This window comes from Lactobacillus laiwuensis (genome assembly GCF_019972835.1).
GTDB lineage: Bacteria > Bacillota > Bacilli > Lactobacillales > Lactobacillaceae > Lactobacillus > Lactobacillus laiwuensis.
The window spans coordinates 33,932-51,467 of record NZ_BPPB01000006.1; the positions used below are offsets into that span (position 1 = coordinate 33,932).

Genomic DNA, 17,536 nt, shown 5'->3' on the forward strand with positions numbered 1-17,536 from the left:
ATTTTCAAAATGGTTGAACTTTACCCAAAACTTGCTATAATATGTTTATAAAATGAATTTTAGCAAATATTAAAAAGGGAGAATAAAAATGGCAGCTGATTACGATTCAAAAGAATTTCTCAAAAGTGTTGATGCTCACTGGCGTGCAGCAAATTATCTATCTGTAGGTCAACTTTTCTTAATGAGTAATCCGTTATTAAAACATGATCTCAAAGCAAGTGAAGTTAAACCTAAGCCAATTGGTCACTGGGGCACTATTTCACCGCAAAACTTTATTTATGCTCATTTAAACAGAGTTATCAAAAAGTATGGTTTGAACATGTTCTATATTGAAGGCTCAGGTCATGGTGGTCAGGTTATGGTATCTAATTCATACCTTGATGGTTCATATAGTGAGCTTTACCCTGAAATTCAACAAGATGAAAAAGGAATGGCTAAGCTCTTTAAGCGTTTCAGTTTCCCAGGTGGTTCTGCTTCACACGCTGCACCTGAAACTCCTGGTTCAATGCACGAAGGTGGAGAACTAGGTTACTCACTTTCCCATGGTACAGGTGCAATCTTAGACAATCCTGACGTAATTGCAGCGGTTGAAATTGGTGATGGTGAGGCAGAAACAGGACCACTTGCAGCTAGCTGGTTTAGCGATAAATTTATCAACCCTATTAAGGACGGGGCAGTTTTACCAATCTTGCAAATTAATGGTTTCAAGATTTCAAATCCAACGATTGTTTCCAGAATGTCGGACGAAGAATTGACCAAGTACTTTGAAGGCATGGGCTGGCATCCTTATATTATTTCTGCATATAATGGCGGTGAATTTGATGGCTATAAAGAGCACATGCAGGTTCATGAAGAAATGGCTAAATTGATGGATACTGTCATTGAAGAAATTAAGTCTATTCAAAAGAATGCTCGTGAAAATAATGATGAAACATTGCCCCACTGGCCAATGATCATTTTCCGGGTGCCAAAGGGCTGGACCGGTCCAAAGAAGGATCTTGATGGCAATCCTATTGAAAACTCGTTTAGAGCCCATCAAATTCCAATTCCTGTTGCTCAAGATGACATGGAACATAAAGATATGCTAGTTGATTGGCTTAAGAGCTATAAACCGGAAGAGTTATTCGATGAAAATGGTGTTCCAACTGAAATCGTGACAGCTGATAATGTTACTGGTGACAGCAGGATGGCCATGAATCCAATCACTAATGCGGGTGGAGAAAAAGCTAAGCGTCTTAGTTTGCCGGATTACCGTAAATATGCCTTGAAATTTGATCAACCAGGTTCTATTGAAGCTGAAGACATGACGGAATGGGCTAAATATCTAAACGAAATTGCTGAGCTCAATCCTAATACCTTCCGTGGCTTTGGTCCTGATGAAACTAAGTCAAACCGTTTATTCAAGTTTATTGATGAGCAAAAACGCCAATGGGAAAGTTCCGTTCATACACCTAATGATGAAAACCTGGCACCAAGTGGTCGTTTGATCGATTCACAATTGTCTGAGCACCAAGACGAAGGCTGGCTGGAGGGCTATGTTTTGTCTGGTCGTCACGGTTTCTTTGCTACTTATGAATCATTTGGTCGTGTTGTAGATTCAATGCTGACTCAACATATGAAATGGTTAAGAAAGGCTAAGGAACAATATTGGCGTAAGGACTATCCGTCATTAAACTTTGTTGCGACTTCAACTGTCTTTCAACAAGACCATAATGGTTATACTCACCAAGACCCTGGTGTCTTGACTCACATGTATGAAAAGAATCGTCCAGATTTAGTTCATGAGTATTTACCAGCTGATACCAATTCACTGTTGGCAGTTTCACAAAAAGCTTTCACCGATCGTGAGTGCATCAACATTTTGGTTACTTCCAAGCAGGAAAGACCACAATGGTTCTCAATTGATGAAGCAACTCGTATTGCCAACCACGGCTTATCGTACATTGATTGGGCATCAACTGACCAAAATGCTAAGCCTGATGTTGTATTTGCCTCAACTGAAACGGAACCGACAATGGAATCCCTTGCGGCAATTGATATTTTGCATAAGAACTTTCCTGATCTTAAGATTCGTTATATTAACGTAATTGACGTTATGAAATTGATGAATACTGAGGATAATCCAGAAGCAATTTCTGATGAAGAATTTGAGCAATTATTCCCAAGTGATGTGCCAGTGATTTTTGCATGGCATGGCTATAAGGCAATGATGCAATCCATTTGGTTTGGTCGTAAGCGTAGCAATGTTCATATTCACTGCTATGAGGAAGAAGGAGACATCACAACGCCATTTGACATGCGTGTAGTTAATAAACTTGATCGTTTCCATTTGGCAAAAGATGCCATTTTAAGTGTTCCTCGTTACGGTGAAAAGAGTGCAGGCTTTGTAGCGGAAATGGATAGATTACTTGCAAAACACCACCAATACATTCGTGACAATGGTAAAGATATGCCTGAAGTTACTGAATGGAAGTGGACCGGTCTTAAGTAAATATTAGTATTTATTAAAAACATGACCTCTCGAAATATGAAGTCATGTTTTTTATTTAATTAATTTAATAGCCTTATTCTTGTTAAAAGTAATAAATTTATTTATAATAAGAAGCATCATAAGGGAGTAACAGCAATTACTTGCGATAAGCCCAACACCCGAAGAAATACTTCTGGACTTATCTTAAATAGTGAGACTTGTGTGTGTTGTACATATAAGTCTCTTTTTTGTTATTAGGAGGTAAAGATGCCCCGGAATTTTTACAATCAAAAAATTGAGGATGTTGCAAAGGACTTTGCGACATCTGTAGCTAGTGGTTTAAAAGCAAGTCAAATAGACGGGTTACTAGCAAAATATGGCTCTAATAGTTTGACCAGTAAAAAGAAAGTTAGCATTTGGCAACGCTTTTTAGCCCAATTTAAAGATTTCATGATCATTGTTTTGATAGTCGCAGCATTGCTTTCCGGCTTTGTGGCTCAAGAATGGACAGACGCAGCTATTATTATGATTGTGGTCATTTTGAACGCAGTATTAGGCGTTTTTCAAGAAACACGTTCTGAAGAAGCAATTAATGCTTTAAAGAAAATGGCTACTCCTAACGCCCATGTTCGGCGTGATGGTCAAATTGTGGAAATACCAAGTACGGAACTAGTACCTGGGGATGTGGTCTTGCTTGAAGCAGGTGATGTTGTACCAGCTGATTTGCGGTTGACTCTTACTAAAAGTCTCAAAATCGAAGAATCAGCTTTGACTGGTGAGTCCGTTCCAGTTGATAAAACTAGTGAAGCTGTTAATGAAGAAAAGGTAGCACTAGCCGACCAGGATAATATGGCATTTGCTAATACTAATGTCACATATGGGCGTGGTGAAGGTATTGTTACCGCAACAGGAATGACCACTGAGGTCGGCAAAATTGCCACAATGCTTAACAATACTGATGAAACGGATACACCATTAAAGCGTAATCTAAACCAGTTAGGCAAAACGCTAACTATCATGATTCTGCTAATCTGTGCTGTGGTCTTTGTTGTAGGCTTTTTTACCAAAAAAGGAACAGAACCAACAAATAAATTAGCAATCGATATGTTCTTAGTAGCTGTCTCACTAGCTGTTGCAGCAATTCCGGAAGGATTACCTGCAATCGTAACTATTATTTTGGCTCTAGGTACTCAGGTAATGGCCAAGCACAACTCAATTGTGCGTAAGTTGCCAGCAGTGGAAACGTTGGGAGCAACGGATATTATTTGCTCTGATAAAACAGGTACCTTAACTCAAAATAAAATGACGGTTGAACAGGTTTATTATGATAACCAGGTTCATAATTCTTCAAATAGCATTAATCATGATAATCATGCTTTGATGGCAATGGTTTTAGCTAATGATTCAAAACTTGATGATAACAATCAATTGTTGGGCGACCCAACTGAAACAGCTTTGATTCAGTATGCACTTGACCAAGAAATTGATGTGCATAATTTACTTGCAAAGCATAAGAGGCTCCAGGAAGTACCGTTTGATTCTGGTCGTAAATTAATGAGTACTATTAATGAAGACAGCGGTCAATATTTTGTAGCGGTTAAAGGGGCACCGGATCAACTGCTCAAACGGGTAACACGGATTGAACTTGATGGTAAAGTCAGTGAGATTACTGAGAAGCAAAAAGATGAAATTATGCTTTCAAATCAAAATATGGCTAAAAACGCCTTGCGGGTTTTGGGGCTAGCTTATAAACCAGTTGAACAATTATACGATGATCCTACAACTGATAATGTTGAGCAGGACTTGATTTTTGCTGGCTTGGTGGGGATGATTGACCCAGAACGTCCTGAAGCTAAAGAAGCTATTAAAGAAGCTCACAGTGCCGGCATTAGAACAGTTATGATTACAGGCGACTTTCAAGTCACTGCCCAAGCTATTGCAGAAAGGCTGGGGATTTTAAAGCCTGGTCAAGATGAACGGGTAGTTACCGGTGCACAGCTTGATGAATTTAGTGATGAGTACTTAGAAAAACATGTAACTGATTTTGATGTATATGCCAGGGTTTCTCCGGAACACAAAGTTCGTATTGTTAAGGCTTGGCAAGCTCAAGGCAAAATTGTAGCTATGACAGGAGACGGAGTTAATGACGCACCTAGTTTAAAACAAGCTGACATTGGTATCGGTATGGGCATCACTGGTACAGAAGTATCAAAAGGTGCCAGTGATATGGTTTTAGCAGATGACAACTTTGCTACTATCGTTGAAGCTGTTAAACAAGGACGTAAGGTCTTTAGCAATATTCAAAAAGCCATTCTTTACCTCATGAGTTGTAATGTCGGGGAAGTTTTAACAGTATTTATGATGACCATGCTGGGTTGGGATATTTTAGCTCCAGTGCAATTGCTGTGGATTAACTTGGTGACAGATACCTTACCAGCTATTGCTCTGGGACTTGAACCTGTTGAAAAAGGCATTATGAAACGGACACCACGGGGTAAAAAATCAAACTTCTTCAGTGGTGGCGTTGCCAGTTCAATTGTTTATCAAGGAATACTAGAAGGTGTCATTGTTTTAGCCACTTATCAACTAGGCCTAAATTTTGGCCCTCACATGGGTAACGCCAACCTGCAACATGCTGATGCTCTGACAATGGCCTTTCTTACATTAGGACTCATTCAACTGTTTCATGCTTTCAATTCTAAGTACATACACCAGTCTATTTTTTCTAAGCAAACATTTGCTAATAAATGGTTTAATTGGGCAATATTAATTTCAGCTGTGGTAATGGCTGCAGTAGAATTGCCGTTTATGACAAAATTTTTTGATGTCACAGAATTGAATTCCACACAATGGTTGATAGTTTTAGGTGCTGGATTTTGTATGATTGTAATAGTCGAAATTGTCAAAGCATTTCAACGTCTAGCAGGCAAAAAGTAGAAAGCTATATATAATAAAGAGTTCCGCAATCTTAATTTAGATTGCGGAACTTTTTTTGTTTATTTTGAAACAAGATCAGCTATTTTTGCTAAATATTCAGCATCAATTTGATCAAATCTATTGAAAATATTGCTGTCAAGGTCAAGAACGGCAAGAAGCTTCTTATTGTGAATAATAGGAACAACGATTTCTGAATTGGTATTAGCGTCACAGGCAATATGACCACTAAACCCGTGAACATTAGGCACAATTTGAATTTGCTGAGTCTTTGCAGCGACACCGCAGACCCCTTTTCCTAATTGAATATGCATGCAAGCGACTGGCCCTTGAAAAGGTCCTAAAATGAGCTCTTGATCCAGAAAACGATAAAATCCGGCATAACTTACTTCAGCTAAACTATTAAAAAGTAGTGCACTGATGTTACTCATGTTGGCAATTAAGTCGTGTTCACCTTGAAGAAGGTTGCCAGCCTGTTTTAAAAGTAATTTATAAGTTTTTTCTTTATCCATAAGTTTTCTCCTTAATTAGAGTGTATGCTAGTCAAACTATTTTTGGAAGAAAAAAATGCAAATAAGAGTATATTTTTCACAGATAATTTTAATTATAAATGGCATTTTTTGACATTAATTTATTATTAATGAACATACAAAAGCCCTTTTTATTACTGTACTTTCCCGTCGTAACGCTAACTATGTGACTTTCAAGTCAATGTGAATTAAGCAGATCTTTCTATAAATTTTTATTAAAAACACTGTATTACTTTTAAAATTCTTAACGGTTATAGTAAAATAGATTCTACAACTTATTATTTCATGCATTGATTATGAAAGGGGCGATGACAATGTCGATGATAGAGTTCCATGACGTGCAAAAATTTTATGGCCATTTTCATGCACTGCACGACATTAATTTAGAGATTGATGAAGGCGAAACGGTGGTTCTGATTGGACCATCTGGTTCAGGTAAGAGTACTTTAGTACGGACCGTAAACGGGCTTGAATCAATCCAGAAAGGTAAGTTAGTAGTTAACGGTCACGATCTTTCAGATCCAAAGACCAACCTCAACATCTTACGGAGTGATGTTGGGATGGTTTTCCAGCACTTTAATTTATACAAAAATAAAGATGTACTGGAAAATATCATGCTGGCTCCCAGAATAGTAAGCCACATGCCTGAAGAAGAAAATAAAAAACAGGCGTTAGATTTACTTGATATGGTTGGGCTACGCAAATGGGCACATAATATGCCTTCACAAATTTCTGGTGGTCAAAAGCAGCGTGTTGCTATTGCCAGAACATTGGCAATGAGACCAAAACTAATTTTATATGATGAACCAACTTCTGCTCTTGATCCGGAAATGATTGATGATGTTTTACAAGTTATGAAGAAAGTTACCACTGAAAGTGGTATGACTTCATTAATTGTTACTCACGAAATGGGCTTTGCTAAAGAGGTGGCAAATAGAGTTATCTTTATGGATCAAGGTCGAATTGTTGAGGATGATGATAGCGAAAGCTTCTTTAAGCAGCCTAAGACGGAGCGGGCACAACAATTTTTGAGTAAAATTATTTCTCACTAAGGAGGCCAATTATGAAAAAGAAATTTTGGCTGTTTCCTTTATTAGCATGTATTTTGATGTTAACCGGTTGTGGTAAAAGTCTTAGTGATCAATCTGTTTTAAATAATGCCAAACAAGCAAATACTATTGTTTGGGGTGTTAAAGGTGATGTTAAACTTTTTGGCTTAATTGATGTTAAGGATGGTCAGCAAAAGGGTTTTGATGTTGATATGGCAAAACATATCACAAAGCATATATTAGGACCTCAAGGAAAAGCTGAGTTTGTAACAACAACCTCTCAATCCAGAATTCCACTTTTAAAGAACGGAAATGTGGATGCCGTTATAGCCACAATGTCAATCACGCCCGAGCGTAAAAAGATTATTTCTTTTTCAAAGTCATACTTTGATGCGGGTCAGTCACTTTTAGTTCCTAAAGATTCTTCAATTAAGAGTACAAAGGACCTTAATGGCAAGACAGTTATCGGTGTTGTCGGTGCCAACTCGGTTGAAAACATTAAAAAGGTGGCTCCAAGAGCAAAAGTGATTGAATTGCAAGACTATGCTCAGGCAATGAACGCTTTAAAATCACATCAGGGGGATGCATTAACTACTGATAACGGAATTTTATTTGGGTTAGCAGTTCAAAATCCAGGCTACGAAGTTCGTGGTGGCACTTTTACTGTTGAACCTTACGGTGTTGCGGTTAATAAGGGACAAACCTCATTTACTGAAGCTGTAGACAAGGCAGTTCTTGAGATGCAGCATGATGGTGAATATAATCGCTTAATTAAAAAGTGGTTTGGCGATGTTCCAGGATTTAAGTATAAGGAGCTGTATCGCCGATGATTAATATTTTTTCAAAATTCAGCAGCCAGCTGTTTGTTGGCTTGGGCTGGACAATACTATCTAGTGTAATTGCTTTATTTTTCAGTTTAATAATTGGCACAATATTTGCAATTATGGAAGTTGTTCCAAGTAAAGTAATGCGTGTAATTGGACATGCTTATGTGGAAATAATGCGTAACATTCCTTTGCTTGTAATCACTATGTTTTTCTACTTGGTAATTCCGATGTATGTTGTCAAAATCAACGGTTTTACAGCTGGTACAATTGGGTTAACTCTGTATACTTCTGCTTTTATTGCCGAGACAATTCGTTCAGGAATTCAATCAGTTTCCGGCGGTCAAATGGAAGGTGCGAGATCAACTGGTATGACCTACTGGCAGGCAATGCGTTATATAATTTTGCCTCAAGCATTCAAGATAGTAATACCACCTTTAGGAAATCAGTTTGTTAACTTGGTCAAAAATTCTTCAGTTCTAGCCTTTGTAGCAGGATTTGATTTAATGTACCAAGCAAATTCAATTGCATCAACAACTTTTGACACTATTAACAGTTATTTAGTTGTAGGTGTTCTATATCTGATTGTTACACTGCCTATTAGCTATTATATGCGGCATTTGGAAAAGAAATTAGGTTAAAAGGAGGTACTAGAAAATGCAAAATTGGGTGAACGCCTTTTCGTGGCTTAATGTGCGCTTTTTGTTGATGGGCCTCTGGGTAACTATTTACATCTCCGTAATTTCAGTCATTCTAAGCTTTATTATTGGTTCCATTTTAGGAATAATTAGATATTCTAAAATTAAATATGTTTCAGCAATTGTAGGTTTCGTTATTGATATTATTCGTAACATTCCTTTGCTGCTAATTATCTTTTTTACTTATTTTGGACTACCAAACTTTGGCTTAAGGCCGGAAACAATACCAGCGGCGATTATTGCAATGACAGTATTTGAATCCTGCATGATTGCAGAAATTGTGCGTTCAGGTATTCAGTCTGTTTCTATCGGTCAGATGGAAGGCGCAAGATCAACTGGCATGTCTTTTGTTCAGGCATTATGGCATGTTGTATTGCCTCAGGCTTATAAAAACATGATTCCAACAATTATCAGTCAGTTTGTTTCTCTGATTAAGGATACATCTCTGGCAACAATCATTGTTGTGCCTGAAATGATGCAACATGCACAAGTCATTTATGGTCAGAATGCAAATTATATTTTGCCTATGTTTGCTGCCTTAGCTGTATTGTACTTTGCGGTTTGCTTTACACTTTCAATTGTTGGTAGTATGATTGGCAAACATTTATCTTAAATAAGAATTTAATTAGCAATTATTAAAAAGCATTTCACTAATTTGTGAAATGCTTTTTTTGCATACTTTGATGTATAGGCAATTGGTTTATACCAGTTCACAAACTTTTTATTAATTTTTTACTAAGTGATCATTTTTATTAAATAATTTTAAGAAAACTCTTGACATATTAAAAACTAGCGATTATCTTATAATATAACATCATATAACAAGAATGATTGAGAGGTTAAAAATGAAAAAAGAATATCAACAAGAAATTAAGAACGCCCTTGCCGCTACAGAGAAGCTTGATGGCATTAATCATGTTTATTTTGTAGCTTGTGGAGGATCTATGGCTTTTATGCAGCCAGCTGAATATATTTTCAATCGTGAATGCGATATTCCAGCTACGATTTTACCTGCACGAGAATTCACAACCCGTAATCCTCACGATTTAGGCAAGCACAGTTTAGTTGTTTCTTGTTCACATTCTGGTACTACACCAGAAACAAATGAAGCAGTCAATTTTGCCAAAGGTAAAGGGGCTTTAACAGTTGGCATTACCTACACGGCAGGTTCTGACTTAGACAAGAATTCAGATTTCACTTTGCATTATAGCTGGGGCAAAGGAACGGATGCTTCTGATTTAAATAATGGAGTTTTATATGGTTTCTTGTTTAGCTTATTGAAGTCTGTAACTGGTGATAATAAATATGAAAAAGGCCTGAAGGCTCTGGATAGTTTAGAAACTATGGCTGATAGGGTAAGGAAGCAATTTGGCGAAACTGCTAAGAAGTGGACCAGTGAATTAAAACGTGAAAAATTAATTTATGCTGTAGGTTCAGGTATTAATACTGGAGAAACATATTCATTTTCAGCATGCTGGCTTCAAGAAATGCAATGGATTCATAGTGGTTACATCAATTCTGCCGAGTATTTCCATGGTCCATTTGAAGTAACAGATTTTGATGTGCCTTTTATCATTTGTAAGGGATTAGGCGTTACTAGAAAGATGGATCAACGTGTAATCGATTTTGCCAAAAAGCATAGTCAAAAAGTTTATGTGATTGACGACGCTGACTTTGATATGCATGAAGTAGATGACGACTTTAAAGAATACTATTCTCAGATTCTTTCAGGAGTAGCTTTCCGTCAATTAGCCGAAGGATTTGCTTATGAAAGAGGACACTCATTAGATGTTCGTCGTTATATGGGACACCTCAATTATTAAAAAGGCTGCAAATCATGAAAATAATTGCAGTTGGTGACAATGTGGCTGACACATACATCAAGCAAAAGGTATTTTTCCCAGGCGGAAATTGTGTCAATGTAGCAGTTGATGCCAAAAAGGCAGGAGCTGACGTATCAGCTTACCTGGGAATGTTTGGAGATGACGATCGGGCACAGCATATTAAACAATCTTTAGCAGAAGAAAATGTGGAACTCATTAATTGTCGAGAGGTCTATGCGCCTACAGCACAACCTCGAGTTATTCTCACAGATGATGGTGATAGAACTTTTGCCCCTGGTCCTAAAAATTCAGTAATGCATTTGTTGTCCTTAAGACTTACCCCGACAGATTTTGCTGAAATAAAAAAATTTGATGTGGTTCATGTTGGAATTGATTCGGGAATTGAAAATTATCTTGATGAACTGCATCATATTACTAAAGTATCATTTGATTTTTCAGATTCTCGTAATGAAAGTTATTTTAAACGTGTTTTGCCGTTTGTAGATTATGCTTTCTTTTCTGGTTCAGAGATGTCTGATGAACAAGTGGAAGGATTTGCTAAAAAATATTTAACTTTAGGACCAGAAGTCATTGTTATAACCCGGGGTGCCAAGCCAGCTTTCTTGTTGACATCGCAAGAGTCCCTTTATCAAGAACCACAAACTGGGAAGATTGTCGACACGATGGGAGCAGGTGACAGCTTTATTGGTGGCTTTCTAGTTTCCTATTTGAATCAAAAAAATTTGCAAGAAGCTGCTTTAGCTGCTAGTAAAAATGCTGCAGCTACTTGCCAACTATCTGGTGGCTTTGGTCATCAGAAATCTTTTTAGAAAAGAGTGATATTTATGAAAAAAAGTGCTTTGCTTGCCACTGCGATTGCATGTGTAGGTTTGCTAATCACAGGATGCCAGAAAAATTCTAGTTCTGGTACTAAAAATCAAGATAAAATTACCGTTGTGCAAAATGCAACAGTTGACTCTCTTGACCCAATTTTAGCGTATCAAAACACCTCTTCAACTGTTGTAGCTAACACAATAGAAGGGCTTTATACTATTGATGCCCACGATAAGCCCCAATTGGCATTGGCCTCTAAAGTTAAAACGAGTAATCATGGACTCACTAAGACTTTTACTATTCGTAAAAACGCCAATTGGTCAAATGGTGATCCTGTAACGGCTAATGATTTTGTTTTTGCCTGGCGGCGGTTGTCTGATCCTAAGATTGCCTCAGCCTTTAACTTCCAACCAGGTGCTGCTGGCATTAAAAACGCTAATGACATTGTAGCTGGTAAGAAGCCGGTTAAGTCATTGGGCGTTAAGGCAGCAGGTCCTAAAACTCTAGTAGTGCAATTGGATCATGTTGTACCTTACATGAACAAATTGTTGGCATTCAGTGATTTTGCCCCTGTCAATCAGAAATACTTCCAAAAAACTGGTAAAAAATTTGCACAAGATTCCAATCACTTAATTTACTCCGGTCCATATCAAATCAAGGATTGGAAATTAGGTGATAACACTATCCAGTTAGTTAAAAATCCTAAGTATTGGGATGCCAAAAATGTCAAAATTAAGAATGTTAAGCTTGATATTATTACCGATCCCGAAAAAGCAGCTATCGCTTTCGAAAACGGTAGTGCAGACTATGTTCACTTAAGCGGTCAGCTTGTTTCTAAATATCGTAAAGATAAGAACTTTGTCAATGATGTTGGTAATTTTACCCAGTACATTATGTTTAATTTGAAAAAGCCAGGATTAGATAACGCTGATCTGCGTAAGGCAATTTCTTGCAGTATTAACAGGAAAGAAATAACGACTCATATTCTAAAAGATGGCTCAATTCCTTCTCATTCAATGGTTATGAAAGATTTGGTTAAGAATCCGGCCACTGGTAAAGACTTTGCGGATGAATCAACTACTAATCTTTACGAGTACTCACCAGCTCAAGCTAAGAAGTATTGGAATAAGGCCAAGAAAGCAACCAATCTCAGGTCGTTTACCCTGCTTTATGATGACAGTGATCCCTCATATGCTAATGTAGCAGCTTATATCAAAGCACAAGTTGAAAAGCATCTTCCTGGCATGAAAGTGACGTTGCAGCAAGTAGCAAAGAAGACCAGAACTGATAAGATGTCGAAAGCTACTTATGATGCTACTTTAACTCGTTGGGGACCAGATTATGCCGATCCAACAGCGATCTTGAGTATGTATCAATCTAAGAACGACAGTAATTACGGCCGCTGGGCAAATTCAGAATTTGATAAGTTAATGGCTCAATCTGATCAAACAACTGATCAAGCTAAGAGATATAAATTGCTTCTTAAAGCAAATAATATCCTAATTGACAGTGCCTCTTGCCCACCGCTATATCAAATTGGCGCACCGGTTTTGCAAAGAGCAAATATTAAAGACTTACCGATGCATATTGCCGGTGTACCATTCTTCTTCAAATATGCTTCAATTAAATAATTTCACTATAAGTATTAACGGGGCTGGGATACAATCTCAGCTCTGTTTGCTTATTTAAGAAGATAGGAGGGAAAAACTTGAAAAAGTATGTCTTGAAAAGAATCTTAATTGCAGTGATTACTTTATTTTTGATTACTTTGATTCTTTTTATTATGGAAAAGGCTATGCCCGGTTCGCCATTTAATGATGAGAAAATGTCACATGCTCAAGTAGCAGCACTTTATCATAAATATGGTTTGGATGGTCCGGTGCCATTACAGTTTTTTAATTACTTAAAAAATATGTTGTCTGGCGATTTTGGTGTTTCGTACACAGTTCAGGTTAATACGCCGGTTACTACAATGATTATGCAACATTTTATTATTTCACTCCAGATAGGTTTACAGGCTACTGTACTAGGCTCAGTTTTAGGCTTTCTGATGGGAATTTTGGCAGCGATCAAAAGAGGTACAATTTGGGATAACTTAATGACTGGCATTTCTGTTTTAGGAATAAGTCTCCCTAACTTTGTGGTAGCTTTGATTGTTTCAATCATATTTTCTTACAAGTTGATGGTCTTTCCGGGAACATATCAACCCAGTCAGCCATTTGTTTCCAGTATTCTGCCAACAATAGCATTGAGTACTTTTACTATGGCAAGCATTGAACGATATGTTAGAAATGACATGATTGATATTATGAATTCCGATTATTATCGTTTGGCGGATTCAAAGGGAATAAAAAAGTTCCAATTAATCGGACATCATGTTATCAGAAACACTCTAATTTCAGTTATTACAGTATTAGCACCGCTGATGATTGATCTACTTGCAGGAAGTATGGTAATTGAAAAAGCTTTTGCTATCCCAGGCCTAGGTACTTTGTATATTAGTGCTATACAAGCTAATGACTATAATGTAGTCTTAGGTATAACTTTCTTTTATGCAGTGCTTTTTATCAGCATTATGCTAATTGTTGACATTCTCTATGGATTAATAGATCCACGTATTAGATTAGATGAGGGCAAATAATTATGACTAATATAGAAAATGATGATTTTGAATTTGCCCATAAATCTGAAACGGTTGACCATTATTCTGGTAAATCTTATTCATATGGGCAGTTGGTTTGGCATCGCTTTTTAAGAAATAAGGGTGCGGTGATTAGCGCAGTTGTTTTAATTATTATTGCTTTAATAGCTGTTCTGGCACCTCATCTTAGTCAATACTCACCCACTACACCGTATCCTAACCAGTCTAATTTAGCTCCTGGTGTTAATGGTCATTGGTTTGGAACAGATAATTTAGGCAGAGATATTTTTGTAAGAGTTGCTGCTGGCACTTCAGTTTCACTACGAGTGGCTCTGGTGGCTATGGCAATTGATCTGGTTATTGGTACTAGTTATGGCCTGATTTCAGGATATTTTGGTGGCAAAATTGATTTATTCATGCAAAGAATAACAGAAATTCTCAGTACTATTCCTATGATCATTATTGTTACTTTGCTGGTTTTGGTCATGAAACCTGGTCTAGTAAGCATAATTACGGCAATGATGATTGTCGGTTGGATTAATATGAGTAGAATAGTTCGCGCACAGGTGTTGGAACTGAAAACCAGCGAGTATGTTTTGTCTGCAAAGACAATGGGCGAATCTGATATTAAAATTATTTTCTCTCAAATTTTACCCAATACATTAGGACAAATAATTACCACATTCATGTTATCTATTCCGAATGCCATTTTTTTAGAAGCATTCTTGGCCTTTATCGGTTTAGGTGTTCCGGCACCGTTAGCATCACTAGGAACGATGATCAATGATGGTTATACCCAGGCTATCGTTTACCCGTACATGGTTATTTTCCCCGTTTTGTTTTTAGCATTAATTATGCTAAGTTTTAATATTATTGCAGATGGTTTACGGGATGCTATTGAAGGAAGTTAGGTAAGATCATGACTGAAACAGTTTTAGAAATAAAAAATTTACAAGTGGCCTACCATACCGAGCATGGAGAAGTGCAAGCTGTCAGGGGGATAAGTTATCAGGTAAAAAAGGGTGAAACAGTTGCTTTAGTCGGTGAATCCGGTTGTGGTAAGTCAGCAAGTGTTAAACCAATCATGGGCGAAAAAGAGGCCAATCAAATAATTAAAGCCGGTGAGATCAATTTCACTTATCAGACTGAAAATGGTCCTCAAACTGTTGATTTATTAAAAATTAGTCCCAAGATTATGCAAAATCGCATTAAAGGCAAAGAAATAGCAATGGTTTTTCAAGACCCGATGACCTCTCTTGACCCAACCATGAAAATTAATAAACAAATTGCTGAGGCAGTTAAGTCTTCTCATCCTGAGATGAATAAGGATCAAATCAATGAACGAGTGCTTAGCTTAATCGAAACCGTTGGCATTCAAAACATGAAGGTTGTGCAAAACCAATATCCACATCAGCTTTCTGGAGGCATGAGACAGAGAATTGTTATTGCCATAGCCTTGGCCGGAAATCCTAGTTTACTGATCTGTGACGAGCCAACTACGGGTTTGGATGTTACTATCCAAGCTAAAATTTTGAACCTGATTAAAGATATCCAGAAGAGTAGGAAATTATCTGTCATTTTTATCACTCATAATCTGGGAGTAGTTGCTAATATTGCAACCTATGTGAACGTCATGTACGCTGGAAAAATAGTTGAGACAGGAACAAGCCAAGATATCTTTTTTGAACCTCGCCACCCATATACCTGGGGTTTGCTTGAATCAGTACCTGATATCAATGAAAAAGTTGACGAACTGCCAACAATTGCAGGCACGATTCCAGATTTAACACAACCAATTGTTGGTGATGCTTTTGCTCCAAGAAATAAGTACGCCCTAAACATTGATTTTAAAAAGCAACCACCAATGTTTAAAATTAACGACCACCATTACGCTGCAACTTGGCTCTTAGATAAGAGGGCTCCTAAAGTACCAATTCCAGCAGTTTTGCAGGAAAGAATTTCAAAAATGAAGGGGGGCATCATAAGCAATGACTAAAAATATCTTAGAAGTTCATCATTTGAAGCAATATTTTCCCGTTGCAAATAAAAAAATAGTTAAGGCAGTTGATGATGTTTCCTTTAATATTGCTAATGGAGAGACTTTTGGCCTGGTAGGTGAGTCAGGAAGTGGCAAGACCACTATTGGACGCTCCATTATTCGCCTTTATTGGCCTACAGCAGGTGAGGTCATTTTTGAAGGTGAACAAATAGCAGGTCAGTTAAGTAAAAAGCAGACTGCCAAATTGCGCAAAGACATGCAAATGATTTTTCAAGATCCTATGTCTTCACTAAATCCTCGCAAAAAAGTCGGTGATATAGTTAAACTAGGCTTAGATATTCATTATCCAGAATTATCTAAGGATGAAAAACTGCAAAAGGTTATAGAAATGCTCAAAGTAGTCGGACTTGATTCATCCTTTGTTAATCGTTACCCACAAGAACTTTCAGGTGGTCAAAGACAAAGGGTTGGCATTGCCAGAGTGGTTATTATGCATCCTAGACTTATTATTGCGGATGAAGCTATTTCTGCTTTGGATGTTTCAGTACAAGCTCAAGTTGTTAACCTTCTCCAAAGAATACAACGAGAAAGTGGCAGCGCCATGCTCTTTATTGCCCATGACTTGGCAATGGTCAAACATATTTCAAGTCATATAGGTGTAATTCACTTGGGGCATATTGTCGAAATTGGGCCCACAGAAGCAATTTTTGATGATCCTGTACACCCTTATACTAAAAGTTTGCTAACTGCTATTCCCACTACTAATCCAGTAGCAGAACAAAATAAAAAATTATCAAATTATCACGCTTTTAGGCAACAATATGAAAATAAAGAAATGGCAGATTTAGGCAATGGTCACTATGTAATAGACGATGGTTCGTGGACTAAGTAAAACCCTTTATGATAAAATATTGATAAATAATTTTTAATATTATCAAGAAAAGGAAAAACAGATGCCACGTCCTAAAACCAAGCAAGAATTAGTTGATGCAAGTAATTCGTCATACCAAAGAATAGTTGATTTAATTGCTAAGTTACCGGAAGAAGCTCGAACTGGCAGTTTTAATTTTGATACGAGTAAGTTAAAAGAAGCCCATTGGAAAAGAGATCATAATGTACGCGATGTTTTGATTCATTTATATGAATGGCAAGAATTGTTGCTAGAATGGGTTAAAAGCAATCAATCTGAAGAAAGCAAAGAATTTTTGCCTGAAGGGTACAATTGGCGCAATTATGGTGAAATGAATCAAGAATTTTGGCAAAAACACCAATCTACCTCACTTGCGGAAGCAGAAAAGCTACTGGCAACTAGTCATAAACAAACAATGGCTTTGCTTGCTACCTTTACAGAAGAACAACTCTTTCAAAAAAATGTTTTTCCTTGGACTGGTAATAATGCATTGGGTACTTACTTCATTGCAAATACTAGCAGTCATTATGATTGGGCTTTAAAAAAGTTACGAAAATATCAAAGATCCTTGAAATAAGGGTTCATGAAAACCGTTAGCGTAAAAGCTGACGGTTTTTATTTTGAATGGGCTACTTATAAATGAATTAGAGTTTGGTCAAGTTATTTATATAAAATATTAGTGAGAAAACATATACAGCTAAGGCTTTAGGCGATATTATAGGACTTAAAATATTTTTAGAGTCCTTTAATTAGCATAATCTCCCAAACTTTTCATACAGTTATAATTTAAAATGACTGTTATACTAATCTTTGAGTTTGTTATT

The 17,536-nt window shown here is 37.1% G+C and carries 15 protein-coding genes; 14 read left to right on the forward strand and 1 reads right to left on the reverse strand.

Annotated elements, in window-relative coordinates; translation table 11 throughout:
• The first annotated feature begins 88 nt into the window (after positions 1–88).
• Both LDM92_RS05965 and LDM92_RS05970 read left to right on the forward strand, forming a co-directional pair.
• Complete coding sequence (locus tag LDM92_RS05965; RefSeq protein WP_223902427.1) at positions 89–2,491, forward strand: phosphoketolase family protein; 2,403 nt, start codon at positions 89–91, stop codon at positions 2,489–2,491.
• 246 nt (positions 2,492–2,737) lie between these two features.
• Complete coding sequence (locus LDM92_RS05970) at positions 2,738–5,407, forward strand: calcium-translocating P-type ATPase, PMCA-type (protein WP_223902428.1); 2,670 nt, start codon at positions 2,738–2,740, stop codon at positions 5,405–5,407.
• Between the two features lie 59 nt (positions 5,408–5,466).
• On the opposite strand, the gene msrC is transcribed toward LDM92_RS05970, so the two are convergent.
• Positions 5,467–5,916: a free L-methionine (R)-S-oxide reductase MsrC gene (gene msrC, locus LDM92_RS05975; RefSeq protein ID WP_223902429.1), complete on the reverse strand. Its 450-nt coding sequence runs from the start codon at positions 5,914–5,916 to the stop codon at positions 5,467–5,469.
• A gap of 332 nt (positions 5,917–6,248) precedes the next feature.
• Between msrC and LDM92_RS05980 the strand changes: the two genes are divergently transcribed.
• From LDM92_RS05980 to LDM92_RS06035, 12 genes are all read left to right on the forward strand, one after another.
• Positions 6,249–6,986 (forward strand): amino acid ABC transporter ATP-binding protein, encoded by a 738-nt coding sequence (locus LDM92_RS05980; RefSeq protein ID WP_109585990.1) that lies wholly within the window; start codon positions 6,249–6,251, stop codon positions 6,984–6,986.
• An 11-nt stretch (positions 6,987–6,997) separates the two neighbouring features.
• A complete protein-coding gene (locus tag LDM92_RS05985; protein ID WP_122052070.1) occupies positions 6,998–7,813 on the forward strand; it encodes a glutamate ABC transporter substrate-binding protein in 816 nt (271 codons plus the stop codon).
• Complete coding sequence (locus LDM92_RS05990; RefSeq protein ID WP_122052071.1) at positions 7,810–8,448, forward strand: amino acid ABC transporter permease; 639 nt, start codon at positions 7,810–7,812, stop codon at positions 8,446–8,448. Before LDM92_RS05985 ends, LDM92_RS05990 begins: the two co-directional genes overlap by 4 nt.
• A 16-nt stretch (positions 8,449–8,464) precedes the next feature.
• On the forward strand, positions 8,465–9,118 hold the full coding sequence (locus tag LDM92_RS05995) for an amino acid ABC transporter permease (protein WP_223902430.1): 654 nt from the start codon (positions 8,465–8,467) through the stop codon (positions 9,116–9,118).
• A gap of 232 nt (positions 9,119–9,350) precedes the next feature.
• Positions 9,351–10,328: an SIS domain-containing protein gene (locus tag LDM92_RS06000; RefSeq protein WP_223902431.1), complete on the forward strand. Its 978-nt coding sequence runs from the start codon at positions 9,351–9,353 to the stop codon at positions 10,326–10,328.
• Positions 10,329–10,342: 14 nt separating this feature from the next.
• Entirely contained in the window at positions 10,343–11,158 is an 816-nt protein-coding gene (locus LDM92_RS06005; RefSeq protein WP_223902432.1) for a PfkB family carbohydrate kinase, read from the forward strand.
• Positions 11,159–11,173: 15 nt separating this feature from the next.
• A complete protein-coding gene (locus tag LDM92_RS06010) occupies positions 11,174–12,793 on the forward strand; it encodes a peptide ABC transporter substrate-binding protein (RefSeq protein WP_223902433.1) in 1,620 nt (539 codons plus the stop codon).
• 77 nt (positions 12,794–12,870) lie between these two features.
• The gene (locus LDM92_RS06015) at positions 12,871–13,803 is read left to right on the forward strand and encodes an ABC transporter permease (protein ID WP_223902434.1); all 933 of its coding nucleotides are present in this window, start codon (positions 12,871–12,873) and stop codon (positions 13,801–13,803) included.
• A gap of 2 nt (positions 13,804–13,805) precedes the next feature.
• A complete protein-coding gene (locus tag LDM92_RS06020) occupies positions 13,806–14,714 on the forward strand; it encodes an ABC transporter permease (protein WP_223902435.1) in 909 nt (302 codons plus the stop codon).
• A gap of 5 nt (positions 14,715–14,719) precedes the next feature.
• The gene (locus LDM92_RS06025; protein ID WP_223902566.1) at positions 14,720–15,799 is read left to right on the forward strand and encodes an ABC transporter ATP-binding protein; all 1,080 of its coding nucleotides are present in this window, start codon (positions 14,720–14,722) and stop codon (positions 15,797–15,799) included.
• Positions 15,792–16,694, forward strand: a complete 903-nt coding sequence (locus tag LDM92_RS06030; protein WP_223902436.1) for an ATP-binding cassette domain-containing protein — start codon at positions 15,792–15,794, stop codon at positions 16,692–16,694. Before LDM92_RS06025 ends, LDM92_RS06030 begins: the two co-directional genes overlap by 8 nt.
• A 61-nt stretch (positions 16,695–16,755) precedes the next feature.
• A complete protein-coding gene (locus LDM92_RS06035; protein ID WP_223902437.1) occupies positions 16,756–17,289 on the forward strand; it encodes a ClbS/DfsB family four-helix bundle protein in 534 nt (177 codons plus the stop codon).
• Positions 17,290–17,536: the final 247 nt, after the last annotated feature.